The organism is Streptomyces sp. MRC013, from assembly GCF_023614235.1.
GTDB lineage: Bacteria > Actinomycetota > Actinomycetes > Streptomycetales > Streptomycetaceae > Streptomyces.
The window spans coordinates 95478-121128 of record NZ_CP094264.1; the positions used below are offsets into that span (position 1 = coordinate 95478).

The 25651-nt window shown below is 75.3% G+C and carries 18 protein-coding genes and 4 pseudogenes; 16 read left to right on the forward strand and 6 right to left on the reverse strand.

The window, feature by feature from the left end:
• The first annotated feature begins 318 nt into the window (after positions 1 to 318).
• The 9 genes and pseudogenes from LUW75_RS00420 to LUW75_RS00460 all read left to right on the forward strand — a co-directional run bounded on the left by LUW75_RS00420 (position 319) and on the right by LUW75_RS00460 (position 10649).
• Positions 319 to 846 (forward strand): hypothetical protein, encoded by a 528-nt coding sequence (locus LUW75_RS00420; protein WP_250333832.1) that lies wholly within the window; start codon positions 319 to 321, stop codon positions 844 to 846.
• Between the two features lie 384 nt (positions 847 to 1230).
• Positions 1231 to 3360 carry a hypothetical protein gene (locus LUW75_RS00425; protein ID WP_250333833.1) on the forward strand — a complete coding sequence of 710 codons (2130 nt, stop codon included), beginning with the start codon at positions 1231 to 1233 and terminating at the stop codon, positions 3358 to 3360.
• A 90-nt stretch (positions 3361 to 3450) separates the two neighbouring features.
• Positions 3451 to 5006, forward strand: a pseudogene (pelF, locus tag LUW75_RS00430) (GT4 family glycosyltransferase PelF).
• Positions 5003 to 6409, forward strand: a complete 1407-nt coding sequence (locus LUW75_RS00435) for a hypothetical protein (RefSeq protein ID WP_250333834.1) — start codon at positions 5003 to 5005, stop codon at positions 6407 to 6409. Before pelF ends, LUW75_RS00435 begins: the two are co-directional and overlap by 4 nt.
• A 100-nt stretch (positions 6410 to 6509) precedes the next feature.
• Complete coding sequence (locus LUW75_RS00440; RefSeq protein ID WP_250333835.1) at positions 6510 to 7511, forward strand: GDP-mannose 4,6-dehydratase; 1002 nt, start codon at positions 6510 to 6512, stop codon at positions 7509 to 7511.
• A gap of 32 nt (positions 7512 to 7543) precedes the next feature.
• The gene (locus tag LUW75_RS00445; protein ID WP_250333836.1) at positions 7544 to 8257 is read left to right on the forward strand and encodes a nucleotidyltransferase family protein; all 714 of its coding nucleotides are present in this window, start codon (positions 7544 to 7546) and stop codon (positions 8255 to 8257) included.
• A gap of 6 nt (positions 8258 to 8263) precedes the next feature.
• Complete coding sequence (locus LUW75_RS00450; protein ID WP_250333837.1) at positions 8264 to 9190, forward strand: NAD-dependent epimerase/dehydratase family protein; 927 nt, start codon at positions 8264 to 8266, stop codon at positions 9188 to 9190.
• A pseudogene (locus LUW75_RS00455) lies at positions 9187 to 9851 on the forward strand (spherulation-specific family 4 protein). The gene LUW75_RS00450 and the pseudogene LUW75_RS00455 overlap by 4 nt, the downstream one beginning before the upstream one ends.
• A gap of 102 nt (positions 9852 to 9953) precedes the next feature.
• Positions 9954 to 10649 (forward strand): endo alpha-1,4 polygalactosaminidase, encoded by a 696-nt coding sequence (locus LUW75_RS00460; RefSeq protein ID WP_462933673.1) that lies wholly within the window; start codon positions 9954 to 9956, stop codon positions 10647 to 10649.
• Positions 10650 to 10832: 183 nt separating this feature from the next.
• On the opposite strand, the gene LUW75_RS00465 is transcribed toward LUW75_RS00460, so the two are convergent.
• Both LUW75_RS00465 and LUW75_RS00470 read right to left on the reverse strand, forming a co-directional pair.
• Positions 10833 to 11921, reverse strand: coding sequence for a YihY/virulence factor BrkB family protein (locus LUW75_RS00465; RefSeq protein ID WP_250333838.1), 1089 nt, complete (start codon positions 11919 to 11921; stop codon positions 10833 to 10835).
• Positions 11922 to 12438: 517 nt separating this feature from the next.
• Positions 12439 to 12807 carry a hypothetical protein gene (locus tag LUW75_RS00470; protein WP_250333839.1) on the reverse strand — a complete coding sequence of 123 codons (369 nt, stop codon included), beginning with the start codon at positions 12805 to 12807 and terminating at the stop codon, positions 12439 to 12441.
• Between the two features lie 434 nt (positions 12808 to 13241).
• Between LUW75_RS00470 and LUW75_RS24835 the strand changes: the two are divergent.
• A pseudogene (locus tag LUW75_RS24835) lies at positions 13242 to 13721 on the forward strand (helix-turn-helix transcriptional regulator); the annotation flags it as partial.
• A 14-nt stretch (positions 13722 to 13735) separates the two neighbouring features.
• On the opposite strand, the gene LUW75_RS00480 reads toward LUW75_RS24835, so the two are convergent.
• A complete protein-coding gene (locus tag LUW75_RS00480) occupies positions 13736 to 15154 on the reverse strand; it encodes an NAD(P)/FAD-dependent oxidoreductase (RefSeq protein WP_462933674.1) in 1419 nt (472 codons plus the stop codon).
• Between the two features lie 135 nt (positions 15155 to 15289).
• Positions 15290 to 16234, reverse strand: coding sequence for an RNA polymerase sigma factor SigJ (gene sigJ, locus LUW75_RS00485; protein ID WP_250333841.1), 945 nt, complete (start codon positions 16232 to 16234; stop codon positions 15290 to 15292).
• A 152-nt stretch (positions 16235 to 16386) separates the two neighbouring features.
• Between sigJ and LUW75_RS00490 the strand changes: the two genes are divergently transcribed.
• Entirely contained in the window at positions 16387 to 17181 is a 795-nt protein-coding gene (locus LUW75_RS00490; protein ID WP_250333842.1) for an inositol monophosphatase family protein, read from the forward strand.
• A 140-nt stretch (positions 17182 to 17321) separates the two neighbouring features.
• Here the strand turns inward: LUW75_RS00490 and LUW75_RS00495 are convergent, their stop codons facing one another.
• The gene (locus tag LUW75_RS00495; protein WP_250333843.1) at positions 17322 to 18416 is read right to left on the reverse strand and encodes a DMT family transporter; all 1095 of its coding nucleotides are present in this window, start codon (positions 18414 to 18416) and stop codon (positions 17322 to 17324) included.
• Positions 18417 to 18901: 485 nt separating this feature from the next.
• Between LUW75_RS00495 and LUW75_RS24445 the strand changes: the two are divergent.
• The 4 genes and pseudogenes from LUW75_RS24445 to LUW75_RS00510 all read left to right on the forward strand — a co-directional run.
• Positions 18902 to 19347, forward strand: a pseudogene (locus LUW75_RS24445) (DIP1984 family protein); the annotation flags it as partial.
• Positions 19348 to 19659: 312 nt separating this feature from the next.
• On the forward strand, positions 19660 to 20496 hold the full coding sequence (locus LUW75_RS00500; protein ID WP_250333844.1) for an MBL fold metallo-hydrolase: 837 nt from the start codon (positions 19660 to 19662) through the stop codon (positions 20494 to 20496).
• Positions 20497 to 21083: 587 nt separating this feature from the next.
• Positions 21084 to 21851: a succinate dehydrogenase iron-sulfur subunit gene (locus LUW75_RS00505; protein WP_250333845.1), complete on the forward strand. Its 768-nt coding sequence runs from the start codon at positions 21084 to 21086 to the stop codon at positions 21849 to 21851.
• A gap of 254 nt (positions 21852 to 22105) precedes the next feature.
• Positions 22106 to 22597, forward strand: coding sequence for a DUF5709 domain-containing protein (locus LUW75_RS00510; protein WP_250333846.1), 492 nt, complete (start codon positions 22106 to 22108; stop codon positions 22595 to 22597).
• A 128-nt stretch (positions 22598 to 22725) separates the two neighbouring features.
• On the opposite strand, the gene LUW75_RS00515 is transcribed toward LUW75_RS00510, so the two are convergent.
• Positions 22726 to 23403, reverse strand: coding sequence for a hemerythrin domain-containing protein (locus LUW75_RS00515; RefSeq protein WP_250333847.1), 678 nt, complete (start codon positions 23401 to 23403; stop codon positions 22726 to 22728).
• A gap of 880 nt (positions 23404 to 24283) precedes the next feature.
• On the opposite strand from LUW75_RS00515, the gene LUW75_RS00520 reads away from it, so the two are divergent.
• Positions 24284 to 25384 carry a carboxylate-amine ligase gene (locus LUW75_RS00520; protein ID WP_250333848.1) on the forward strand — a complete coding sequence of 367 codons (1101 nt, stop codon included), beginning with the start codon at positions 24284 to 24286 and terminating at the stop codon, positions 25382 to 25384.
• Positions 25385 to 25651 lie beyond the last annotated feature (267 nt).

The following is a 25651-nucleotide window of genomic DNA, read 5'->3' on the forward strand; positions in this document are numbered from 1 at the left end:
GGGGTCCCGGCACCGGGAGCACCGCCGCCCGAACCTCCGGTCGGAAACCGGCCGTCGGCCGGGAGTGTTCGCCGCTGCCGGTGACCGGCACGGCCGGTACGCGCCAATACCGCCGCCGCCGTCCCGCCGTCCCTCCGGGCCGGGCCGCCCGCCCCGCCGGCGTACCGCACCGGCGTCACCGTGCGGGTATGCGCCCACGACCGTCCGCCACGTTTTCACCGCACGAACTCCACGGGGCGCACGCTTTCGGTCGTCCCCGCGCCGTCGCGCCGGCGCGGGGGCAGACGCCGCGCCCGCCCGTGCCTAGCCTCCCGGGTCATGCGATCACCCTCGATGAGGCGCCTCGGCCTCCCCACCGTCCTCGCCCTCGCCCTCGCCCTGTTCGGCCTGGCCCCGTCCGCGAGCGCGGCCGAACCCGGCCCCGCCGAGCTGACCTTCAGCAGCGACGCCGCCACCACCACGCCGGGCGGCACGGTGAACCTGTCGATGACGCTCACGAACAACAAGACCTACGACCTCTGGTTCGTCTACCAGACCCTCAGCCCCACGTGGCTGACCACGCAGCGCCCGGACCTGAAGTACGCCGTCACCGGTTGCAGCCTCGCCACGGCCAACGGCAGCACCCCCTGCTCCGGCACCGGCCCGAACGACCTCGGCACCAACTACGGCACCCCGATCCCGCCCGGCCAGAGCCGGACCGTGACGCTGACGATGCAGGTCGCCCCCGACTCCGGCTGCAACGGCAACATCGGCTTCTACTCGTACTTCTACGCCGAATTCAGCGACAAGACCAATGTCAGCGGCGGCCCGGTCTACACACCCGAGACCCGCGTCCTGTGCTCCTGACGGCACCGCCGGACGAACAGATGTCCTGAAACCAGCCTACGGCGCCCGGCGAACCGGGCTCCGTCGACGGCAGTCCCACCGGCGGACCCCAGCGGCCCGCCGGTGCGCCGCATCACCGTCTGACCTGGTGTTACCTCTCCACGGCGGACTGCCGACCAGTCCTTGCAGGGACTCTCGGCCCCATGGCCGACCCCCGGAGGTCACCCGCGGTACACCAAATGTTTTCCGCCAGCTTCCCCAACGGGACCATAGAAGCTACACGGGGGCCTCACCATATGATGCGACGGATGCGACGGCCGCCCCGAGGGGAAACCGGCGTCGCGCGAGGGGTGCTTCCGCTCCGCGGAGCAGTGCCCACCGCTGCTCTGGGAGGAAAACCACCGCATGAAGCGGACCATACGCACCGCCCTGCTCACGACGGGCGCCCTCATAGCCACCCTCGGCGTGCCCAACACGGCGGCCCACGCCGGCACCCCGTCTCCCCGCATCGACCTGCGGGTGCTCATAGTGAGCGACGGCGGCCCCGCCACCGACGCCATCGCGGCCGAACTGGACGCCATGGGCACGCCATACACGGAGATCGACCTCACCCGGTCCGACCGGTCCGTCATCGACGCCGCCTACCTCGCGGACACCGCGGACGGCCGGAACCGCGCCAAGTTCCAGGCCGTCGTCCTGCCCAACGACAACCCCTTCCCCGCGAACTCACCCGAGATGGCGGCGCTCGCGGCCTACGAGCGGACCTACGGCATCCCGCAGGTCGACGCGTACACCTACGCCCGCCCCGAAGCCGGCCTCCAGTACCCGGTCCACGGCGGCTACTCCGGCAGCGTCGACGGCGTGCGGGCCGAGGTGACCGCCGCCGGCCGCTCGGGGCCGTTCGGCTACCTCGACGGACCGGTTCCGTTCGAGGACAACTCGCCGAGCGTGAGCGAGAGCTACGCGTACCTGTCCACCCCGGCCGCCGGCGCCGACTTCACCCCGTACGTCGAGGCCTCGATCCCGGGGACGACCAGGCGGGGTTCGCTGGTGGGCGAGTACCGGCACGACGGGCGGCGCGAACTCGTCGTCACCTTCGTCTACAACCGGTACCAGCAGCAGTTCCGGCTGCTGGCCCGCGGCATCGTGCAGTGGATGACCGGCGGTGTGCACCTGGGCGCCTCGCGCAACTACTTCGCCGTACACGTCGACGACGTCCTCGCCGCCGACGACCGCTGGAACTCCGAGCTCAACTGCACGCCCGGCGATGTCGACTGCACGGACCCGAACGCCACCCCCGACCCGATCCGCATGACGCCCGGGGACGTCGACCACGCCACCGCCTGGCAGCGCAGGCACGGCTTCACCCTCGACTTCGCCTACAACGGCGCCGGCAGCGTCGACCACCGCCAGGACAACGGCGGCGCCGACCCGCTCGCCGACAAGCTCATCGCCGACCGCAACGCGTTCCGCTGGATCAACCACACCTACACGCACGCCTTCCTCGGGTGCGAGCAGGACATCACGGTGGTGCCCTGGCGGTGCGCCACCCGCGCGGACGGAAGCACCAAGTGGGTCAGCCGGGAGGACGTCTCCGACGAGATCGCCCACAACCGCGTCTGGGGCCGGCTGGCCGGACTGCCCCTGGAGGACGACGAGCTGGTCACCGGCGAGCACTCCGGGCTGCGGGTGCTGCCCCAGCAGCCGACCGACAACCCCAACCTGGCGCTCGCCCTCGCCGACAACCGCACCGGCTGGCTGGCCTCGGACAACTCCCGCGAGCCCGACCAGCGCAAGGTCGGTCCGGCCCTGACGGTCCCCCGCTACCCGATGAACATCTTCTACAACGCCGGGCGGGCGGCCGAGCAGGTCGACGAGTACAACTGGATCTACACCAGCCGCGCGCAGGGCGGCAGCGGGATCTGCGAGGACAACCCGGCCACCACCACCTGCCTGCCCGCCCCGCTGGACACCGCGACCGGCTACACGGACCACATCGTGCCCCTGGAGCAGCGGATCGCCCTGGGCCACGTCCTCGCCAACGACCCCAAGCCGCACTTCATCCACCAGTCGAACCTGGCCGAGGACCGCATCGCCTACCCCGTGCTGGACGGTGTGCTCACCACCTACCGCGCGCTCTTCGCGGAGAACACCCCGGTGGTCAACCTGCGGATGAAGGACATCGGAAACGAGCTGCGGCGACGCGCCGCGTGGCGTGCCGCCGTGCAGAGCGGCCAGGTCACCGCCTACCGCGTCGGCGGCACGGTCACCGTCCAGGCACCGGGCGGCCTGGCGGTCCCCGCGACGGCGCCGGAGGGCACCACCCGGAACGGCTCCGCCTTCGGCGAGGCCTACGCGGGTGAACGGTCCGGCTGGACCTCCCCGGTGATCACACCGCTCACCCTCACCCTGCCGGCGGACGCCGCCCCGGCCACCGCCCCCTCGGGCGGCCCCGCCCCGGCCACCGCCCCGGCACCGGGCACCCGCGTGCCCGAAGGCGTGACCGAGCCGCTCTCCCCCGCCCCCGGGATCTGACCGGCGCGACGGCACCGAGGTCCCGGCCACCACCTCCCCGTGGCCGGGACCGGCACGACCACCCCCGCATCCCGGCCGTGGAGCACAACCATGCACCTTGCCCGCGGCGCGCAACACTCCGGTGTAACGCGCGTCACCCTGCTCACCGAAGGCACCTACCCGCACAGCCACGGTGGCGTGAGCGTCTGGTGCGACCAGCTCGTCACCGGCATGCCGGACGTCGACTTCGACGTCATCGCCGTCACCGGCACCGGGCGCGAGCCGATCGTGTGGGACCTGCCGGGCAACGTCTCGAGCGTGCTCCCCGTACCCATGTGGGGCGAGGCCCCGCAGGGCCGCCCGCCCCGCGGCCGCTCCCGCCACCGCCTCGCAGAGGCCTACGAGCGGTTCCTGACCGCACTGGTCGACCCGTGCGCCGAAGACGGCTTCGCGCCCGCCCTGTACGCCCTGGCGCGGGCGGCGGCCGACGGGCTGCTCAGCCCCTTCCTCCGCGGCGACGCGGCGACGCGGATCCTGACCACCGTGTGGACGCGGCCGGGGCTGGCGGTCCGCGAGGCGGGGCCGACCCTGCACGACGCGCTCACCGCCACCGCCCTGCTCGAACACGCCCTGCGCCCCCTGTCCGCGCCGCCGCCCGAGCACGGGGTCGCGCACGCCGTCAGCGGCGGCGTCGCCGTGCTGCCGGGGCTGGCGGCCCTCGAACGGCACGGCGTCCCGCTGCTGCTGACCGAGCACGGCGTGTACCTCCGCGAGCGCTACCTCGGCTACCGCACCGCCCCCTACCGCTGGCCGGTCAAGGCGGTGATCCTGGGCTTCTTCCGGCTGCTGGCGGAGGAGAGCTACCGCCGGGCGTCGCTGATCACCCCGGGCAACCGGTACAACCGGCTCTGGGAGGAGCAGGGCGGCGCCGACCCCGCCTCGATCCGCACCGTCTACAACGGCGTCGACCCCGCCGCCTTCCCCCGGCCGGCCCGGAGCCCGAGGCGCTCACCCTCAGCTGGGCCGGGCGCGTCGACCCGATCAAGGACCTGGAGACCCTCGTCCGCGCCTTCGCCCTGGTCCGGGCCGAGCTTCCGGACGTGCGGCTGCGGTTGTTCGGCGGGACGCCCCGGGGCGGCGAGGCCTACCGGGAGCGCTGCGAGGCCCTGGCCGCCGAGCTGGGCCACGCCGACACCGTGACGTTCGAGGGGCGCGTCGACGACATCAGGGACGCCTACGCAGCGGGGAACGTGGTGATGCTGTCCAGCATCAGCGAGGGCTTCCCGTTCACCCTGATCGAAGCCATGTCGTGCGGGCGGGCGACCGTCTCCACCGACGTGGGCGGAGTGCGGGAGGCCGTCGGGGACACCGGCCTGGTGGTGCCGCCGCGCGACCCGGCCGCGATGGCCGCCGCGGCGCTGGAGCTGCTGGGCGATCCCGCGCGGCGCCGTGCGATGGGCGAGGCGGCCCGGCTGCGGGTCATCGAGCAGTTCACCCTCCGCCAGACCATCGACACCTTCCGCTCCGTCTACCGGGAACTGGCGGCCGCGGGGGCCGCCGTGCGGCGGCCGGACGTCCTCGCGCTCGGCCCGCTCCGGACCGCCGCCCGCCCCTCGCCGGACCCGCGGTCCCCGGTCGGTGCGGAGACCGGGAGCGTGGCGCTGTGAGCGGGCCGATGTCCCTGGAACCGGACGGCGCGGAGGGGGACGCACTGGCACTGCGGCTCGCCGAACCGCGCCGGACCCGCTTCCGCCGGGGCGACGAGAGCACCCTCACCCTGCGGCTGCCGAGACAGGTCCCGGACCGGGACGCGGTCGACCGGCTCGCCTCCGAGCTGGCCGACCGCATCGGCCCGGCCGTCCACCCGTACGAGGTGGCCGCGCTGCTGGAGGCGGAGGGGTTCTCCGGCGAGCTGATCCGCGACCGGTACGGCCACCGGAACCTCTTCTCCCTCGCCGCTGCACTGTACGAGGCGGTGCCGCGGACCTTCCCCGAACCGCCCGCCGCTGCCGACCCCTGGCGCCCGGACACGGTGCGGTGCCTGCTGAGGGGGGTGCTGTTCGCGCTGCCCGCCCTGGCCTACCTGCTCACCGGCCCGCTGTGGCACGTCGACCGGCACGCCCCGGTCCTGATCGCGGCGGGTGTCGTCTCCTGGGCGTGGGGGCAGGCGCTGGGCCACCGCGCGCACCTGCGGCTGGTGGCGGGGCCCCGGGAGGCGGCCCGCACGCTGCTCACCGGGGCCGCGGCGGGGGCGGCGGTGGCCACGGGGATCGCGGCGCCGTTCGCCGGGAGCGGCCCGGTGGCCGCGGTGGCGGCCGCCCAGTCGCTGTACCTGGCCTCGGCGGGGGTGCTGCTGGTGCTGGGCCGCGAGCGGCTGCTGCTGGCCGTGCTCAGCCCGTTGGCCGCCGGCGCGGCGGTGCTGCCGTGGTGGGAGCCCGGCCCCGTGCTGCGGGCCGGCCTCCCCTCGCTGGTGCTGCTGGCCTCGCTCGCCGCCGCCACGTGGGTCCTGCGGGCCGGACTCGCCGCTCCGGCAGCCCCCGGGGGTCCGCACCCGCGCCCGGGCGCCTCCCTCCCCTACGGCCTGTTCGGACTGGCCGCGGCGGTGCTCGTCGTCCTGGAAGGCCGGCGGCACCCGTACGCGGTGATCGCCCTGACCCTGAGCATGGGCCCGGCCGAGTGGCTGCTGTACCGCTACCGCGGCTGGTCGGTCGCCGCGCTGCGCCGCAGCACGACGCCCGGGGCGTTCCTCCTCCGCTCGGCCGCCGTCCTCGGCCTGTGCCTCTCCGCCTACCTGGCCGTGCTGCTGCCTCCGGCGCTGCTCACCGGCTCCGACCCGGTAGCGCTGCTGCTGCTCGCGGCGGCCCTGTGGACCGCGCTGCTCCTCCAGGCGTTCGGCGTGGCCTGGCCGCCGGCCGTGCTCTGCGCCCTGGCCGCCGGCGGTGCCGGGGCGGTCACCTGGCTGGACCTGCCGCCGGGCCCGGCGGTGCTCCCCCTCAGCTTCGGCGCGGCCGCGGCCTGCCTCACCGCCTGCGCCGTCCTCCTGCTCGGCCGGCCCTCGCCCCACGCCTGACCGTCCGCACACCCGTCCCCCACACCACCGGCCGCGCCGGACCCCGTTCCGCGGGGACACCGACGCCACAGTCACACCACCACACGAAGGGAACCGAGAGTTGACCTCCGCACCGCTCGCAGCCGTCACCGGAGCCGAAGGGTTCATCGGCTCGCACCTCACCGAGGCGCTCGTCGCCTCGGGCCACCGCGTCAGGGCCATGGCCCAGTACAACTCCTTCTCCTCCTACGGCTGGCTGGAGACCCTGCCCGCCGACGTCCTCGACCACGTGGAGATCGTCCTCGGCGACGTACGCGACCCCGGTTCGGTGCGCGGCCTGCTCGACGGCGCCGACTGCGCCTACCACCTCGCCGCGCTCATCGCGATCCCGTACTCCTACCGGGCCCCGCACAGCTACGTGGACACCAACGTCACCGGCACGCTCAACGTGCTGGAGGCGGTCCGCGCGCTGGGGACGCCGCGGCTGGTGCACACCTCGACCAGCGAGACGTACGGCACCGCGCAGACCGTGCCGATCACCGAGGACCACCCCATCAACACCCAGTCCCCGTACGCCGCCTCGAAGGCCGGCGGGGACCGGCTGGCCGACAGCTACCACGCCAGTTTCGACACGCCGGTGGTGACGCTGCGGCCGTTCAACACCTTCGGGCCGCGCCAGTCGATGCGCGCGGTGATCCCCACCGTCATCGGCCAGGTGGCGGCCGGGGAGCGCACCCTCACCCTCGGCGACCTGCGCCCCACCCGGGACTTCACCTTCGTCGAGGACACCGCGCAGGCGTTCCTCGCGGTGGGCACCGCGCCGGCGGAGCGGGTCGTGGGCCGCACCTTCAACGCCGGGACCGGCGGGGAGATCTCCGTCGGCGACCTGGTGACGCTGATCGGCAAGGTCATGGACGCCCCGCTCGACGTGCGCGAGGACCCCGAGCGGCTGCGGCCCGCGGGCTCGGAGGTGATGCGGCTGGTCGCCGACGCGTCCCGGCTGGCGGCGGCGACCGGCTGGCGCCCCCGCCACACGCTGGAGGAGGGGATCGCGCGGACCGTGGAGTGGTTCGGCGATCCGGCCAACCTGGCCCGCTACAAGACCGGCATCTACAACATCTGACCCGCCCGGCACGCACCCGCAGGAGGTACCCCGTGCACGCAGTGATCCTGGCCGGCGGAAAAGGCGTCCGGCTGCGGCCGTACACCACCGCGCTGCCCAAACCGCTCGTCCCCATCGGCGACCAGCACGCCATCCTGGAGATCGTGCTGCGCCAGCTGTCCGCGGCGGGCTTCACCCGCTGCACCATCGCCATCGGCCACCTCGGCCAGATCATCCGCGCCTACGTGGGCGACGGCTCGCAGTGGGGCATGGACGTCGACTACGCCACCGAGGAGAGCCCGCTGGGCACCATGGGCCCGCTGCTCAACCTCCGCGAGCGCCTGCCGGAGAACTTCCTGGTCATGAACGGCGACGTCCTCACCGACCTCGACTACGCCGACGTGCTGCGCCGGCACGAGGAGACGGGCGCGTCCCTGACCATCGCCACCTACGCCCGCCAGGTGCGCATCGACTTCGGGGTGCTGACCACGCGCGCGAGCAGGGTCGTCGCCTTCACCGAGAAGCCCAGCATCGACTACCGGGTGTCCATGGGCGTCTACGGCGTCTCGCGGGCCACGCTGGACGGCTACACGCCGGGGATGCCGCTGGGCTTCGACGAGCTGGTGCTGGACCTGCTCGCCGCCGAGCGCCCCCCGCACGCCTACGAGTTCGAGGGATACTGGCTGGACATCGGCCGCCCCGACGACTACGACCGGGCCAACGCGGAGTTCACCAGCCGCAAGTCGCTTCTGCTCAAGGGAGCCTGAACACGCATGCGCATCCTGGTTCTCGGGGCCACCGGTTACCTGGGCGGTCACGTCGTCGAGCGGCTGCGGGCCCTGCCGGGCGCGCGGGTGCTCGTCGGCGGCCGTTCGCCCGCCGCCGAGGTCGCCGTCGACCTCGCGTCCGACCGCCCGGAGCGCCTGGCCGAGGCGGTGGCCTCGGCCGCTCCGGACGCCGTCGTCAACTGCGCGGGCGCGACCGGCGGCGACGCCGTCACCCTCGCGGAGGTGAACGCCCGGGGCCCCGCCGTGCTCTGCGCCGCGCTGCGGGAGGCCGCGCCCGCGGCCCGTCTGGTCCACCTGGGCTCGGCCGCCGAGTACGGTCCCGGCACGCCCGGCGGGCGGGTGGCGGAGTCGGCGGCGACCCGGCCGGTCGGCCCGTACGGGGCGACCAAACTGGCGGGCACGGCGGCGGTGACCGCGTCGGGCCTGGACGCGGTGGTGCTGAGGGTGGGGAACCCGGTGGGTCCGGGTGCCCCGGCCAGCGGGCTGCCCGGCCGGGTCGCCGCCCTGCTCGCGGACGCCGGGGACGGCCCGGACGCGGTCCTGAGGCTCGGTGACCTGTCGGCCCACCGCGACTTCGTGGACGTGCGCGACGTGGCGCGGGCGGTGCGGCTCGCGGCCACCGCGCCGGGCCCCCTCCCGCCGGTCCTCAACGTCGGCGGCGGCGACGCGGTCCCGGTGCGCGAACTGGTGCGGACCCTGGCGGACCTGGCCGGCTTCCAGGGGCGGATCGTCGAGGAGGGCGCGAACGGCTCCGCGCGGTCCACCCGGGTGTCGTGGCAGTGCTCCGACATCACCGCCGCCCGCACGGCCCTCGGCTGGCGGCCGTCCCACTCCCTCGACGCGTCGCTGGCGGCGCTGTGGGCGGCCGCGGGATCCGGCGTCCGCAGCCCCGAAGGGGTGCCGGTGCGGTGAGCCTCCTGGTCCCCCTGTACGTCCATCCTGCCGTGGACCCGGCCGCGTGGCACCGGCTCGCCGCCCGCGCGGCCCGCACCTACGCCGTCGTGCTGAACCCCGCGGACGGGCCCGGCCGCGTCCCGGACCCGGCGTTCGCCGCCGCGGCCGACGCGCTGCGCGCGGCGGGGGCCCGGCTGCTCGGCTACGTCGACACGGACTACGGCGCCCGCGACCCCGGGGAGGTCGCCGACGACCTGCGCAGGCACCGGGAGTGGTACGCCGTGGACGGCTGCTTCCTGGACCGGGTGACCGCCGGGGCGCACGGGCTGCCGGCCTGCCGCCGCCTGGTGCGGTCCGTCCGCCGGCTCGGCGCCTCGACCGTCGTCCTCAACCCGGGCGTCCACCCCTCCCCCCGGCTACGTGCGGCTCGCCGACCTGACCGTCACCTTCGAAGGGCACTGGTCCACGTACGTGTCGGCCTTCAGCCGCCCCTCGTGGACCGCGCGGCAGCCGCCCGAGCGGTTCTGCCACCTCGTCTACGGGGTGCCCGAGGTGCTCGTGCCGCTCGCCGTGCGCACCGCGCGCGAGCGGGGCGCGGCCGTGTGCGGGCCCGTGACGGGGGGAACCGCCCAACCCCTGGTCCCGGCTGACCCCCGCGCTGACCGGGGCGGACCGGTGAGGCGGCGCGTCCCGGCCGTCCTGGCCGCCCTGGCCCTGGTGGCCGCCCTCGTCTCCTGCTCCGGCGGCCGCGGCCGCGCGGGACGGCGCGGGCGCGGCCGCCGTGTGGCAGCCGCGCCCCGGACTGGCCTGGCAGTGGCAGCTCGACGGCAGGGTGGACCCGTCCGTCGACGTGCCCGTCTACGACATCGACGGTTTCGAGAACACCGCCTCCGACGTCGCCGGCCTCCACCGGCGCGGCCGGAAGGTGATCTGCTACATCAACGTCGGCGCCTGGGAGGACTTCCGTCCCGACCGGGACGCCTTCCCCCGCTCGGTACTGGGCAGGCCCAACGGCTGGCACGGTGAGCGCTGGCTGGACATCCGCCGGGTGTCGGTCCTCCGCCCCGTCATGGAGCGCCGGTTCGACATGTGCCGGGACAAGGGCTTCGACGCGGTGGAACCGGACCTCGTCGAGGGGTACGGCAGCGACACCGGCTTCCCGCTCACGGCGGGCGACCAGCTCCGGTACAACCGCATGATCGCCGACATCGCGCACGAGCGCGGCCTGGCCGTGGGCCTCAAGAACGACCTGGCCCAGATCCCGCAGCTACTGGCCGACTTCGACTTCGCGGTCAACGAGGAGTGCGCGCAGTACGGCGAGTGCGCGCTGCTCAAGCCGTTCATCGCGGCGGGCAAGGCGGTCTTCCACGTGGAGTACGCGCAGTCCACGGCCGCCTTCTGCCCGGTGGCCCGGGAGTTGCGGCTGTCGTCGATGCTCAAGAAGCCGGAGCTGGGCGCCTGGCGCAGGCCCTGCTGACCGTCCGTCGCGCGGAGCGCCGCCCCTCCCCGCGCCGCCCGGTCCCCGGCCCCCGCCTTCTCCGGTGCCTCCCGGCGGGGCCGGTCCGGCCCTCCGCGTGCGGACGTCCGGGCGGCCGCACGCCCCGGTCCGGCGGGGACGGCCCCGGGCCGGGTGGCGCCGGCGGCGGGGAGGGCCACCGGGTCAGTCGAGGCGGCGGTGCTCCTCCTCGGTCCACTTGGCGGTGTCGCGGGGCTCCACGTAGGGCTCCTCGGACTCGGGGTGGCCGCCGTCGATGGCGCGCTGGCGGGCCATCTCCGCGTCGAATTCGAGACCGAGCAGGATCGCGAGGTTGGTGAGCCACAGCCACACCAGGAAGATGATGACGCCGGCCAGGGTGCCGTAGGTCTTGTTGTAGGAGGCGAAGTTCGCCACGTACAGGGCGAAGCCGGCGGAGGCGACCATCCACAGCAGCAGCGCCAGGAAGCTGCCCGGGGTGATCCACCTGAAACCGCGGCCCTTCGCGTTGGGCGCGGCCCAGTACAGGATCGCGATCATGATCGTGACCAGCAGGACCAGGACCGGCCACTTGGCGATCGACCAGACCGTCATGGCGGTGTCCCCGACGCCCAGCGCGCTGCCGGCCCTCTGGGCGAGGGGCCCGGTGAACACCACGATCAGCGCGCTGACGACCGCCAGCACCATCAGGACCACGGTCAGGGCCAGGCGCAGGGGCAGGACCTTCCAGACGGGGCGGCCCTCGGGCATGTCGTAGACGGCGTTGGAGGTGCGGATGAACGCGGCGATGTAGCCGGAGGCGGACCACACCGCCAGCACCAGGCCCGCGAGGGCCACGATCGACCCGGTGCCGCCGTTGCCCTGCAGCTGCCGCACCGCGTCGGAGATGATGTCCCGGGCCGGGCCGGGGGCGAGCTTCTGCAGGTTGTCCATCACCTGCTGGACGGCGGACCTGCCCGCGATGCCCAGCAGGGACACCAGCACCAGCAGGGCGGGGAAGAGCGAGAGGACCCCGTAGTAGGTCAGGGCGGCGGCCCGGTCGGCGAGTTCGTCGTCCTTGAACTCCTCGACCGTGCGCTTCAGCACCGCCCGCCACGAGCGCTTCGGCATCGCGGACGGCTCGTCCGGCGCGTTGCGCTCCACCTCCGGGGCGGGCCCGGCTCCGCCGGTCCTCCGCCGGGCGCCGGGCCCGCCGTGCGTACGGTCCCGGTGGTGCCCGGAGCCGTGGCGGACCGGGACGTTCCGGTGCTCATCTGGTTCTGGTGTCCATGCCATGCCAGATGGGTAACCCCGCTCGGCGGACCGAAAACAGTTTCCTTTTACACGTACCTTCCGGGCCCTCTTCCCGGGGACCGTGACGGGTCGGAGGGGAACCGGCGTCCGGCGCCGGCGAGCGGTCGGCCCGACGCCGCCGCCCGGGCGGGCCGGCCACCGGGCGCGCCCGCCGTCGTGGGACCGCTCTGCGTCCGATCGGACGGGACGGGTCGTCCCCGTCCCGTGCGGGAGTGGCGGCGCGGGTCCTCGGAAGCGGGCCGGGGACGGCGGGAGCCGGCGTGGTGTCCGGCTTTCTTGGAACGGGCGGTCATCGGGTGTGTTCTTCCTCGATCGGGACGCCCCCCGCCGCGGCGGGGGGCGTCGGTCCGTGGTGCGCGCCGCCGGCGGCCCGGCCGCGGGGCCGGCTTCGCCGGGGAGCGCCGCGGGCGCGTCTCCCGGGCCGGCCTGCCGCGGTCCGTCGCGCGCGGCCCCGTGCGCCCCGCCCCTCCCCCGGTGGGGGGCGGGGCGCACGGAGGACTCACCAGATCCGGACGGACTTGGTCCGGTCGTTCATGGCGTTGCCGACGTAGGTGGTGCTGGAGGTGAAGAGCTGGTCCGGATAGCCGCTCTCCTGCCAGCAGTTGGGGAGCGAGTACAGGTGGACCCGCTGCCAGACGTTGCTGATGGAGGAGATGCGGTTGTGCCAGTCGGCGGGCAGGTTGATGCAGGTGCCGCCGGAGCCCGTGCGGGGCAGGCTGGCCCCTCCGTAGTTCGCGTGCTCGAAGAAGTTGGCTCCGCCCAGGGCCCCCTCCTCGGCGGCCTGGGCCGGCGTGGTACCCGTAAGCATGGCGGTCACCAGGACCGCCGCACCGGTAAGGGAGCGGATGCAGGTGCGCGTGTGTCGCATGTTCGTCCTCGTCGTCCGAACGGGTTTCGTCGTGGCGGCCGCGGGTGGGCGCGGCGCGCGTCCGCCCGTCGGCGGGTCCCACGATTCCAGGTCGGCGGGGGCGTCACCATGGGTAGAACTGCGTAGGGAAGACCGAGGGAACCGTGCCGCGACTGCATTCGAGTGACTACGAGGCGATGCTGGACCTGGCCGTCGGCGTGCTGCGGACGCACGACTCCGACGAGCTGTGGCGCCTGGTCGTCCGGGAATTGCTGCGGGCCCTCGACGCCGCCGTCGTCGTGGACAAGGACGTCGAGTGGCGCCCGGACAGCGGCCCCGTCAGGATCTGGCGCCCGCAGGGGCGCACCCCGCAGCCGCGGTTGTCGACGGCGACGGCGCCCGACGACGGCGCCCTGCACCGCATCCGTGCGGGTTACCCGTTCGCGGGCCACTACATGCGCGTACCGCACGACAGGGCCCCGCGCACCGCGGCGGAGCTGGCGGGCGAGGCCGTCTGGCTGCGCAGCCAGACGGCACGGGTGACGCGCGAGGTCTTCGGGACCCGGCACGCGCTGGGCCTGCCGCTGACGGCGCCCGGCGGCAGCGGACCGGTGCACGGGTTCATCGTCCACCGTGACGGCCGGGACTTCACCGACCTCGAGCGCCGGTACGCCGCGCGGGTCCAGCCGCTCCTCTCGGCTGCCGCGGCCCAGCGCCGCCTGCTGGCCCGCGGCCGGCCGGCGCCGGACCCGGCCGCCGGTGCGGGCGGCGCGGACGCTCCGGCCCCCGGCGCGGGCGTCGGGGGCGCTGCGGCCCCGCCCGCCGAGTACGGGCTGACGCCGCGGGAGCACGCCGTCCTGCTCGCCCTCGCCGAGGGCCTCCCCGCCACGGCGGTCGCCCGCCGCCTGGGCATATCGGCCCGCACCGTGCACAAGCACCTGCAGAACCTCTACCGCAAGCTCGGCGCGGCCGACCGCCTCAGCGCGGTCCTGCGCGCGCAAGAGGCCGGCCTGCTGCGCGTTCCCGGCCCGGCGGCGCACGGCCCGGGGAGCGGCGCGGAGCCCTGCCGGGCGCGGTGAGGTCCGCCGGAGCCGTTCCTCCGGCGCGCGGTGCGGGTGGGGGCGGTGCGGCGGGCGTCCGCGGCGCGGGTGCCCGCCGCACCGGGCGGGTCAGGACGACGCCTCGGCGACCGGGACGGCGCGGGCCGCCCCCGTACGACGCGGTGGCGGCGGACCGGCAGGCCGAGGGCCGGGTTGGCGACGCCCCAGGCGGCGCCCCTGCAGACGAGTTCCTTGTAAAGGGCGGCGAGCCGGCCGGTCAGGGCGGCGCCGACGGCCCGGTCGTCGGCGGTGACGTACTGGATCAGCCCGTCCCCGCGGCCGAGCGAGACGCACTGGTTGTAGTAGCGGATCGACACCGCCGGCACCTTCCTGCCCGTCAGGCGCGCCGCGATGGCGTCGGCGGCCTGCCACGCGGAGGGGACGCCCGAGGCGCACGACATCCGCAGCGGCCTGCCGCCCGGGCCCGTCGCCATGGCCGCGTCGCCGACGGCGTACACGTCCGGGTGCGAGACCGAGCGCATGGATCCGTCGACCGTGATCCGGCCCGTACCGGTGGTCTCCAGGGCGGTGGCCCGCGCGATCGGGTGGGCCGCGAAGCCGGTGGCCCACACGGTGACCGCGGCCGGGACGTCCTCGCCGCCGGCGGTGGTGACGCGGTCGGCTCCGACGCCGGTGACGGTGGTGTGCTCGTGCACGGTGACGCCGAGCCTGCCGAAGACCTTCCGCAGATGGGCGCGGCCCTTGTCGGAGAACCGGTCGCCGAGGCCGCCGCGGGTGACGAGGGCGACGGCGAGGTCCGGCCGGGCCCCGGCGATCTCGGCGGCGGCCTCCAGTCCGGTGAGGCCGCCGCCGACGACGACCACGGGCCGTCCGGCGCCCAGGCCCACCAGGCGTTCGCGCAGCCGGAGCGCCCCGGGCCGGTTCGCGATCTCGTGGGCGTGCTCGGCGGCCCCGGGGACGCCCCGGTCGTCCCAGCCGCTGCCGAGGGCGTAGACGAGGGTGTCGTAGCGCAGTTCCCCGGTGCCGCCGTCCGCGTCGACGACGGCGACGGTCCTGCGGTCGACGTCGACGGCGGTGACCTTCGCGCGCCTCGGCTCGACGCCGGTGCCCGCGAACATCTCCTTGAGGGGCCGGGGCCTCAGGTCCCGGCCGACCGCGAGCTGGTGGAGCCGGACGCGCTCGACGAAGTCGGGCCGGGCGTCGACGAGGGTGATGGAGACGTCGTCGCGGTGCAGCCGCCTGGCGAGGCGGCCGGCGGCGAGGGCCCCGGTGTATCCGGCGCCGAGGACGACGATGCGGTGCTGCATGTTCCTGCTCCTGTCTGCGCGGGTCCACCCGGTGTGCCGCGCGGTTCCGCCCCTTGAACCGGGCGGCCCGCCGTTTCCTGACGGGAGCGGGGTGTGAAACACCTCACACCGGGTCCGGGGCGTCCCGCGCTCCGGTCAGAAGGCGCGGAACACGGGCTCCCCCCGGTCGGCGGCCGCCCACATCGCGGTCGCGCGCCCGAGCTTGTCGGGGTTGACCTGGTTGCGGAGGACGGCGATGCCCTCGGCGGTGACCTCCGGGCACATGACGCCGATGACCCGGCCTCCGACGGCCACCACGACGGCGGGGCCGCCGTTCGCGGTGGTGACGTGGACCTCGACCGGACCGCCGACCAGGGCCCGCTTGGCACGGGTGGGTGTGAACAGGCCCCGCATGAACTTCGCGACCGCGAGGGCGCCCTCGAACGGCTTGACGCGGGCCGGGACCTTCCCGCCGCCGTCGCCGATCGAGACGGCGTCGGCGGTGAGCAGCCTCACCAGCGGCTCGATCTTCCCACCGGTGGCCGCCGCCAGGAACTCCTCCACGATCCGCCGGGCCGCGGCCCCGTCGACCTCCGAGCGGGCCCTGCCGTCCGCGATGTGCTTCCTGGCACGGTGGAGGATCTGCTGGCTGGCGCCCTCGGTGAGGCCGAGGATCCCGGCGATCTCGCGGTGCGGGTAGTCGAAGGCCTCCCGCAGCACGTACACCGCCCGCTCGTGGGGGGAGAGCCGCTCCATGAGGGCGAGGACCGCGTACGAGACCGACTCGCGCTGCTCGGCGGTGTCGGCCGGACCGAGCATCGGGTCCCCGTCGAGCAGCGGTTCGGGGAGCCACTGGCCCACGTAGTTCTCGCGCCGCACGCGGGCCGAGGAGAGCTGGTTGAGGCACAGGTTGGTGAGGACCTTCGTCAACCAGGCCGCGGGAACCTCGATGCGCTCGACGTCGGCGGCCCGCCAGCGCAGGAAGACCTCCTGCACGGCGTCCTCGGCCTCGCTCGCGGAGCCCAGGAGGCGGTAGGCGATGGCCTCCAGACGGGGCCTCGCGGCCTCGAAGTGCTCCACGTCCTTCGTGGTCGGCGGCATGGCCCGGATCCTATCCGGGCGGCGCGGGGAGGTCCCGGGTGCCTCACGGGCCGCGCGTTCGCCGGGTGTTCGCCGGGCGGGGCGGGAGTGCCCAGTGCTCTGACCGGGAAGGTCCGCCGGGGCGGTGGCTCCGTCCCGATAGTCTGCACGGCGTGATCAACTCATACGCGAACTCCGACGACGCCGCAGTCGCGATAGCCGGGGCACGGGCTGGCGCGGACGTGGTCCGCGGTATGTACGGCCGGCGGCTCGACCGCATCGACAAGGGTGCCGGGGACTTCGCCACCGCCGCCGACGTGGAGGCCGAGAAGGCGATCCTCGGCGTCATCCGCGCCGCACGGCCCGATGACGCGGTGCTCGGCGAGGAGGGCGGGCAGCAGGGCGCCGCCGACGCCGCGCGCCAGTGGTTGGTGGATCCCCTGTGCGGCACGCTGAACTACGCCGCCGGCACCATGCTGGCGGCCGTCAACGTGGCGCTGCACGGTGGGGCCGCGGCCGTGGCCGACCCGTTCAGCGGCGAGGTTTTCTTCACCGACGGGGAGACCGCCTGGGTGCGGCGTGACGGGGCCGACGACGCGCTGCTGACGCCGACGCCCGCCACCCGGCTGGTGGACGTCAACCTGGATCCGCCGTTCCCGAGTGCGCCGGGGTTCCGGGCCGTGGATCTGCTGACCCACCCCGGGTTCGTCGAACGTTTCCGGCCGCGCGTCGTTTCCACGGCGCTGGCGCTGACCTGGGTGGCTGCCGGCAGGCGCGCCGCGTACGTCACCGATGGCGGCGACCTCTCCAGGAGCGTGCACTTCGCGGCCGGCATCGCTCTGTGCCGGGCCGCCGGCTGCGTTGTCACCGGCATCGACGGTGCTCCGACGGGTGAGGCAGGCCGTGGGCTCGTGGTCGCCGCCGACGACGAGACCCACGGGCTGCTGATGTCGATGACGCGCAGCTGAACCCGGCGCTGTGACCGCATGGTCTTCGCCGGGCTGGGTCAGGCCCCGGGAGGGGCCCGCCGCCCCAGCGGACGCCCCTCCCGCTGTGGATCCGGGCGCGTTCACGGCGTCGAGCCGGGAGGGCCTGCCGGTGGCGGACGTCACCGTCCATCCGACCGCCCGGATGACCGCCCCGGCGAACCTTCCCGGCCGGAGCGCTGGCGGCCGCCGGCCGAAGGGGAGGACCGGGCCGGCGGCGTCCCGCCGAACCTGTCGAAGACGTACGAGCACAGGAACACCCCGCCGGTGACGAGCAGTCCTCCCCCCGCTTCCCGGAGCGTGGGCGGCCGCCCCTCCCAGGCGAGGTGGGACAGCGCCCCGAAGACCGCTTCCATGCCGACGATCGGCCCCATGAGGGCGGACGGCAGGCGCTTGGAGGCGAAGTTCCAGAACCAGGTGGCGAACCAGGAGCCCAGGGCGGCGAGCGCCACGCACCAGGCCAGGAACGACCAGAAGACGTCCGCGTCCGAGAACGGCGACGTGCCGCCCGCCGAAGCCGCCCGCGGGACGAGGAGGAGCGAACCGCAGAAGGCCCCCAGGCCGATGCCGGCCGTCCACACGGTGTTGTCGACGGTGAACGCGGGGCGTTGCAGCACCATGCGGTTGACGATCACGAAGTACGTCCACGCCGCGCACGAGGCGAAGCCGAGCACGGCGCCGGTGACGACGTCGTTCCCCGGCCCGGCCCGGCCGGTGGGCACTCCGTTCACCAGGAGCAGGCCACAGGCGATGACGGCCACCGGAAGGGCGAGCCGGTGCCACGCGAGGGCCTTCTCGAAGAAGTTGGAGACCAGGGCCACCGTGACGGGGATCAGCCCCGTCATGGTGGACGCCAGGACTCCGCCCCCGGTCTGCGCCGACAGCGCCAGGAGCAGGTAGAAGCCGACGTAGCCGACCGCACCGAGGTGCATGGCGTTGAGCAGGTTGCCGACTCCCAGGGCCCTGGTCTTCCCCGCGTTGACCGCGAGGACGGCCAGGGAGACGGCTCCGAAGACCGTGTACCGCCCCATCACCAGGTAGTAGACGTTCACCGGGGCGACGGCGACCGGGCCGACGAAGGTGAAGCCCCACAGGGCGGTCGCCGCCAGCGCGGCGAGCAGTCCGGCCACCGCGGCCGGCCGCGACCGCCGCCGCTCCTCCCGGGTGGCCGGACCGCCGGCGGTCGAGTCGCCTGCCTGCCGGGTGTGCTGCGCCATGGCGTGCCGCCTTCCAGGAGGGTTCCGTGTCCGGTGCGCGTCGCCGCGCGAGCGGTCCCCCGCCGACCGGCGGACCCCGGCCGGCGGGGAAGCCGCACGCGGCGGGGGGACCGAAGTCGGCGCGGGCGGACCCGCGGTCGTCGGCCGCCCGGGCGACGGACTTCCCGTCGGTCACCGTGCGGGGCGCGAGGCCCCGGTCCTGGACGGGTGAGGGTCTCGCGGTCCACCTGGTTGAGTGTGTCCGGCGGCGCGTCCGGCCACGCATGGCGGAAGCGCGCGGGGCCGGACGCGCCGCGGGAGCCGCACCGGGGCCGTCGGGCTTCCGCCGGCCCCCGTCGGTGCCGGCGGGTTCCGCTTCGCTCCCCTCCGCGCGGCCGTCCGCCCTCGCTCCGGTGACCGGCCGGGCCCCGCGGCCCGAAAGCCGGGCGCGTACCGGCTGGTTCGCCTACGTGTGCTCCTGCGAACTTACGAAGGGGAGTGGGACGGTGAGGCCTGCCGAGGCGCCGGCGGAACGTGCGGAGGCGACGCGCCGTGCGGAGCAGGTGCGAGCGCCCATCGTCGGCGGCGCGCGGTGCCGGGAGGGGGAGGCCCCCGCCGAGGACGCGACTCGACTGCTGGCTGAGGCCGGTGAGGTACTGGACGCCCCGGGAGCGTTGGTCCGGCGGATCAACCGGACCGGCGCCGCCGTGCGGATGGGCCCGGACGGCGCGCCCACCGACGCCCTCGCCTCCGGGACGTCCTGCGGCTGCGTCACTCCGTGGTCGCCGCGGCGCCGGACGCGGCGGCGGGTCAGGGCGAACGGGGGTACGGTCGGCAGCTTCGGTCCGGGTCGGTGATGCTCTCCGCGCCTCCCGTCGCGGAACCGCACGGCCGCGCGGACGCGCTCGCCCGGGAGATCCGCGGGGTCGACGTGCGGATCCGGCGTGCGAACCGGGGGTCGACCTGCCGGACTGAGCGGTCCAGCGGATCCGGCGATGCGGAGCGGGTAGCGGCTTCAAAGGCGTGCACACACCGAGGGCCGGCGGTTCCCCGGACGTGCGGGGGCGCCCCCCGCACGCCCGGGGAACCGCCCGTCCGGAGGGCGGACGGCGGTGGCCGGGGCGGTGGTGCGTCGGGCGGGCGGCAGCCGACGGGCCGGGGAAGGACCCTCGCGGAATCCCGCGCGGAGGCGTGTAACCCGGTGGGCGCGGACCACTCGGAGGACGAGAGGGGCGGGGACACCGGACGAGGAAGGGAGCGGGCCGTGGAGCGCACACCGCCCGAGGGCACCGCGGAGATCCTGTTCATCGGAAACGCCACCCTGCTGATCCGCTACGGGGAACTGACACTGCTGACGGACCCGAACTTCCTCCACCGCGGGCAGCGGGCCCACCTCGGCTACGGACTGGTGTCGCGGCGGCTGACCGAGCCGGCCCTGGACGTCGCGGAACTGCCCCACGCCGACCTCGACGCGGTGGTGTTGTCCCACCTGCACGGCGACCACTTCGACCGGGTGGCCCGGCGCGGGCTGGACCGGGACCTGCCGTTCGTGACCACCCCGCACGCCCGCCGCCTGCTGAAGGGCCTGTACGGCTTCCGCCGCGCCACCGGCCTGCGCACGTGGCAGAGCCGCACCCTGCGGCACGGGGACTCCTCGGTGCGCGTCACTTCGCTGCCCGGCCGTCACGGACCCGGCCCGGCACGGGTGCTGCTGCCACCGGTGATGGGCAGCCTGCTGGAGTTCGGCGACCGTTCGGGAGAGACCCGGCTGGTCCTCTACCTGTCCGGGGACACCCTGTTCCACCGGGGCCTGAGGGAGATAGCCGGGCGGTACCCGGACATCCACCTGGCCGTCCTGCACCTGGGGGGTACGACACTGCCCGGCGGGCTCGTCGTCACCATGGACGCCGGGCAGGGAGCCGACCTGCTCGACCTGCTGCTCCCGCGCCGGGTGCTGCCCGTCCACTACGACGACTACACGGTCTTCCGCTCCCCGCTGGAGGACTTCCTCGCCGAGGCGCGGCGCCGCGGCCACGGCGCCCGCCTGCTGCGGTGCGCTCCGGGCGAGCGGGTGACCGTCGGCGCGGAGGCCGCGGCCTGACCGGTACGCCGGCTTCCAGGCCGGGAGGCCGGCGGCCGTCCGCCGTCGGAGCCGGTACGCCGCGGGGAGGCGGGTTCCCGCCGCCGGTGCCGGCGCCGTCCGGGGACGGGTGGGCAGGCGGCGGGGGCGGGCCGCCGGAACCCGTGCCCGTGCTCCACCGCCCGGACCGCCCGGACCTCCCGGAGCTCCGCCTCCGCACCGCTGCCGTCCGGCCCGTGGGCGCGGTGCTCCCGGCGCCGCGCCCACGGCTTCTCCGCCGGGCACCGGCGCCGTTTCCCTCCGATGGCCGGTACGCCAGAGCGGGCGTCCGACCCGGTGCCGCGACCCCGGTCGAGTGAAGAGGCCCCGGCCGGGTCCGCGATATCGGCCACACCCATTCGGGTGAGGCGAAAGGAGCCTTTCGCCGCGTTCGGCCGCGACCTTGGGCGCGACACCCGCCGCGCGGCGGACCGGTACCGGGGGAAAGACGTAGGCTCCTCCACGAATGTCCCGGGACGCATGTCCCGGGCGGCTTCGGACGGGAACGTCCCCGACCCGCTCGACGGGGCGGCCGGCTCGGCCACCGCTCTGCGCATTGGGAGAGAATCATGAGTACCACGGTCCTGACGGGCGGCGGCGGGCCCGGCGCCGAGGAGTCCTCGTCGCCGTACATCACGGCCACTTTCCGGATCCGCCGTTTCGACCCGGAGCTCTCGGACGAGGCGCGGTGGCAGGACTTCCAGGTCGAGATCGACCCCAGGGAGCGGGTGCTCGACGGTCTCCACAAGATCAAGTGGGACGTGGACGGCTCGCTGACCTTCCGCCGCTCCTGCGCGCACGGCATCTGCGGCTCCGACGCCATGCGGATCAACGGCAGGAACCGGCTGGCCTGCAAGACGCTGATCAAGGACATCGACCCGCACAGGCCCATCACGATCGAGCCGCTGAAGGCGCTGACCGTGCTGAAGGACCTGGTCGTGGACATGGAGCCGTTCTTCCAGGCGTACCGGGACGTGATGCCGTTCCTGATCACGTCGGGGAACGAGCCGACGCGGGAGCGGCTGCAGTCCGCGGAGGACCGGGAGCGCTTCGACGACACGACGAAGTGCATCCTGTGCGCCGCCTGCACCTCCTCCTGCCCGGTGTTCTGGAACGACGGCCAGTACTTCGGCCCGGCCGCGATCGTCAACGCCCACCGCTTCATCTTCGACTCGCGCGACGAGGCGGCGGAGCGGCGGCTGGAGGTCCTCAACGGCCAGGACGGCGTGTGGCGCTGCCGCACCATCTTCAACTGCACCGAGGTGTGCCCGCGCGGCATCGAGATCACCAAGGCGATCCAGGAGGTCAAGCGCGCACTGATCACACGGCGCGTCTGAACCGTGCGCGCGGGTCGCCCGCCGGGCGGGGAGACCCGGTGGCGGCGTGCGGGGACCTCGGCCCCGTACCGGCGCGTCGACCCGGTCGCCGCCCCCGGCGCGACCGCCCGGTGGGGCGGGCGGACCGCCGGTGCCTTCGACCTCCGGTGGAAAGACGGCCGGGACGCTTCGGACGGCCTTTTCCGGGAAACCCGGACGGCGTGAATCGACGGCTGACGCATCGACACGTGCGGACGGTCACGCAAGGAGGCACCATGAGTGACGAGCGGATGGGTGACGACGTCTACCAGCCGACCGGGAGCAACGAGGAGCAGGAGGACGGGGCACCGCTCGACCTGCAGGACGCGTTGCAGGAGCGCACGTACGACGACATGCTCGACGAGGGCTACTCCCCGCCGGAGAAGCCGCTGGGCGTCACCAAGCACGGTACGACGGCGGCGGAGCAGCACGAGGGCGAATCCCTGGACCAGCGCCTGGCCCAGGAGGTGCCGGACGTGGCGCCGCCGGCGGGTGACGGCCTGGGCGACCTGCCGGGAGGCGAGGGCGAGCTGATGGACCCGGAGGCCGGCGGCGAGCGCGCGGGCCGCCTCACCGCACCGGACGAGGGAGCGCGCACGGACACCACCAAGGAGCTCGTCGCGGACGACCACGGGATCGACGCGGGCGCCGCGGGCGCGGAGGAGGCGGCGGTCCACGTCGTGGGGGACGACCTGCCCGCGGACGCGGACCGGAACGGCTCCGGCTGACCGCGCCCCGCCCCCGCGGCCCGTACGCGCGATCGCGCCCGGGTCGCGGGGGGCGGGTGCCTCCGGTCGGGCGCCCGACCGGAGGCCGCCTCCCGGACTCCGGGGAACCCGCGGCTCCCTCCGGCGGATCAGCCGCGGCCCCGCGCCCTCCTCGCGATCAGCCACACGGCGCCGAGGCAGACCCCCGCTGCGGCGAGCACCCGGCCGCGCGGCGCCCGGATGCCGGCGGGGAGGAGGTCCCTCACCCGGTCGAAGGCGCTCAGGGGGACGCCCAGCAGGGCGTTGGCCGGCGGCCTGCGGGGCACCACGGGGTGGGGGTGCGTGGGCGCGGTGCGGCGCGCGGCCTCCCACGCCGACCCCAGCCGGCGCAGGCGCGCGGAGTCGAGGGAGGCCCGCAGCCGGGGCAGCAGCAACTCCTCCTCGTCACGGATGTCCTGCCTGATCAGGGCGAAGGCCTCGGCCGCGAGTTCCTCGTGACGCGGATCGTCCCGCCCGATCCTCTCCATCTCGGCGACCAGGTCGTTGATCCGCTGGTGCTCGTCCTCGACCCTCGCGGTCAGCTCCTCCCCGTCGGGCGCCAGGCGGCGCAGCACCGGCCACAGGACGGTCTCCTCCGCGAAGGCGTGGCTGAAGGTGAGCTGCACGATGTCCTTGAGGGTCCGCCGCCGTTCCTCCCCCGGCCCGCGACCCGACCCGTACGAGGCCATCAGGCGTTCGAGTTCGGCGTGGTCCCGCCGCTGCCGGGCGAGGACGCTCCCCTCCCCACCGAGTTCCTCGACGCTCTGTCGCGCGATCGGCTGTGTCATGACGGTTCTCCTCGGGTCGTCGCGTGGTGGGGGCCGGGTACGGCGTGCGGGCGCCCCTCCCGGGGCGCCGGTGTCCAGCCCCCGGCACGGGGCGCGTGGCGGCCGGCCCCGTACCCCTCCGGCGCCGGAGGCGGGGACGCGGCGGCGCGTGCCGCCCGGCGCCCCCGCACGGCGGGGACGGGGTACGCCGGGGGACCGGCTCCGGGGTGGTGCCCGACGGGCTCCGGCGTACCGGGACGGCCGGCGGGGCCGGGGCTCCTCCCGGCGGCGAGGCGGCCTCCGGCCGTCGAAGCCGGCTGCCGTGTCGCGCCGGGCGGGTGGCGGGCCGCTGGTGCCATGATGAACCGTCCCTCCGGAGCGGCGCGCGCCGCGCAGCGGCGGATCACTCCGGCGGTTACCCCGCCCGGTCGCCTTCAGGCAGGAGGCCGGACGAACCGACGACGGGACGGCCGGGGACGGGGCCGCCGGGCCGCGCCCGGACGACCTGCTCGCCCGTGCGGCACGCGGCAGGGCCGACGACGCCGCCGTGCGTGGCCGGGTCGAGGCGGGGCAGACGGCGGACGGACGGTCGCGACGGATGGACGGCGTTTCCCATGTGCGCGTGCGCAAGGCCCCGAGGGTGCCGGGCGGTGACGGCGAAGGCCCCGGTCGGCGCCCTGCCCGCCGTGGGCCCGGCCACCCCGGGCGCCGACTGCTCCGGACCGCGGTGCCGGACCCGCCACCTGCGGCGCTCCTCCCCCGCCGGTGCCGCCCGCCGCAGGGCCGCCCTCGCCCCGCCGCCGGAAGCGGGCGCCCGGGCCCGGGTCCGGGGGCGGCACCGTGCGGCGCCCCGGTCATCACCGCTCCCCCACCCGGGGGGACGGAGCACGAAAGGTTCTCAGTGAACACGATCACGGTCGGTGTCGAAGAGGAATACCTGCTGCTCGACCCGGCGAACGGGCTGCCGGTCGCGCGTGCGGACGAGGTGCGCGCCGCGGCCGGCCTGGTACCGCTCACGGACGAGAACGAGGTGCAGGCCGAGCTGCTCCAGGCCCAGGTGGAGATCGCCACCCCGGTGTGCACCGGACTCCACGAGGTCGGCGGGCACCTCCTGCGCCTGCGTCTGGCGCTCGCGGCCGCGGCCGAGGACGCGGGCTGCCGGCTCGCCGCCTGCGCGACGGCCCCGCATCGGGCGGTGGCGCCCGTACCGGTCACCGAGCACGCCCGCTACCGCGCCATGCGCGTGCAGGCCCCCCAGCTGGTGGACGAGCAGCTGATCAACGGGATGCACGTGCACGCGGCCGTGCCCTCGCCGGAAGTGGGGGTGGGGGTGCTGAACCGCATCCGGGTGTGGCTCCCCGTCCTGGGCGCCATGTCGGCCAACTCGCCCCTGTGGGACGGCCGGGACACCGGCTTCGCCAGCTGGCGCACCGTCATCTTCGGCCGGTGGCCGGTCAGCGGCCCGCCGCCGCGCTTCGCCGGCCCGTCCGACTACGAGCACCGGGTGGGGAGGCTGCTGGACTCCGGTGTCGTCCGGGACACCGGCCAGCTGTACTGGCAGGCGCGCCTGTCCCAGCGCTACCCCACCGTCGAGGTGCGGTGCCCGGACGTCCAGTTGCGCGCCGACGAGGCGGTGATGCTCGCCGGCATCGTGCGCGGCCTCGTCGCCACCGCCATCGACGACATCGGGAAGGGCGTTCCGGAGCCCGACTGCCCGCCGGAGCTCCTCCAGGCGGCGAACTGGCAGGCCGCCCGGCACGGCCTGAACGGGGCGCTGCTGGACCCGGTCGGCACGCGTCTCAGCGCCGGCGACATGGTGGCCCGCCTCCTGGACCACATCGGGCCCGCCCTCGACGCCGCGGGGGACACGCGGCAGGTCACCTCGCTGGTCCACCGGCTGCTGCAGCAGGGCACGCCCGCCGACCGGCAGCGCCAAGCCCTCGCCCGGGGCGGTATGGCCGAGGTCACCGCGCTGATCACCGCGGAGACCACCTCGTCCTGAGGCCCCGCCGACACGCCGGGGCCGTGCGCCCCGGCACCCGCCGGCCACCGCCGCGGGAGGGAGGAGGGCCGCGTGCCGGGCAGGTGGGCGGCGGGGGGTGGATGCGAGCCGCGTCCTCCGGGAGGCCGCCGCGGCGCGCCGCCTCCCGTGCCACGCCACGCCCCGCTCCGCCCCGGGCACGGCTCCGCGTCGCCACCGCGCCTTCCGTGCAGGGGTTTCCCGTGGCGGTGGCCGCCACGCGGTGCCCCGGTGCGTCCGGGCGCGGGC

Bases quoted from the DNA above. Each gene is read 5' to 3' on its own strand.
- LUW75_RS00425 (WP_250333833.1), top strand. From the start codon at position 1,231: ATGAAGCGGACCATACGCACCGCCCTGCTCACGACGGGCGCCCTCATA.
- LUW75_RS00505 (WP_250333845.1), top strand. From the start codon at position 21,084: ATGAGTACCACGGTCCTGACGGGCGGCGGCGGGCCCGGCGCCGAGGAG.
- LUW75_RS00470 (WP_250333839.1), bottom strand. From the start codon at position 12,807: ATGCGACACACGCGCACCTGCATCCGCTCCCTTACCGGTGCGGCGGTC.
- LUW75_RS00450 (WP_250333837.1), top strand. From the start codon at position 8,264: ATGCGCATCCTGGTTCTCGGGGCCACCGGTTACCTGGGCGGTCACGTC.
- sigJ (WP_250333841.1), bottom strand. From the start codon at position 16,234: ATGCCGCCGACCACGAAGGACGTGGAGCACTTCGAGGCCGCGAGGCCC.
- LUW75_RS00510 (WP_250333846.1), top strand. From the start codon at position 22,106: ATGAGTGACGAGCGGATGGGTGACGACGTCTACCAGCCGACCGGGAGC.
- LUW75_RS00465 (WP_250333838.1), bottom strand. From the start codon at position 11,921: ATGGCATGGACACCAGAACCAGATGAGCACCGGAACGTCCCGGTCCGC.
- LUW75_RS00480 (WP_462933674.1), bottom strand. From the start codon at position 15,154: ATGCAGCACCGCATCGTCGTCCTCGGCGCCGGATACACCGGGGCCCTC.
- LUW75_RS00420 (WP_250333832.1), top strand. From the start codon at position 319: ATGCGATCACCCTCGATGAGGCGCCTCGGCCTCCCCACCGTCCTCGCC.
- LUW75_RS00495 (WP_250333843.1), bottom strand. From the start codon at position 18,416: ATGGCGCAGCACACCCGGCAGGCAGGCGACTCGACCGCCGGCGGTCCG.
- LUW75_RS00515 (WP_250333847.1), bottom strand. From the start codon at position 23,403: ATGACACAGCCGATCGCGCGACAGAGCGTCGAGGAACTCGGTGGGGAG.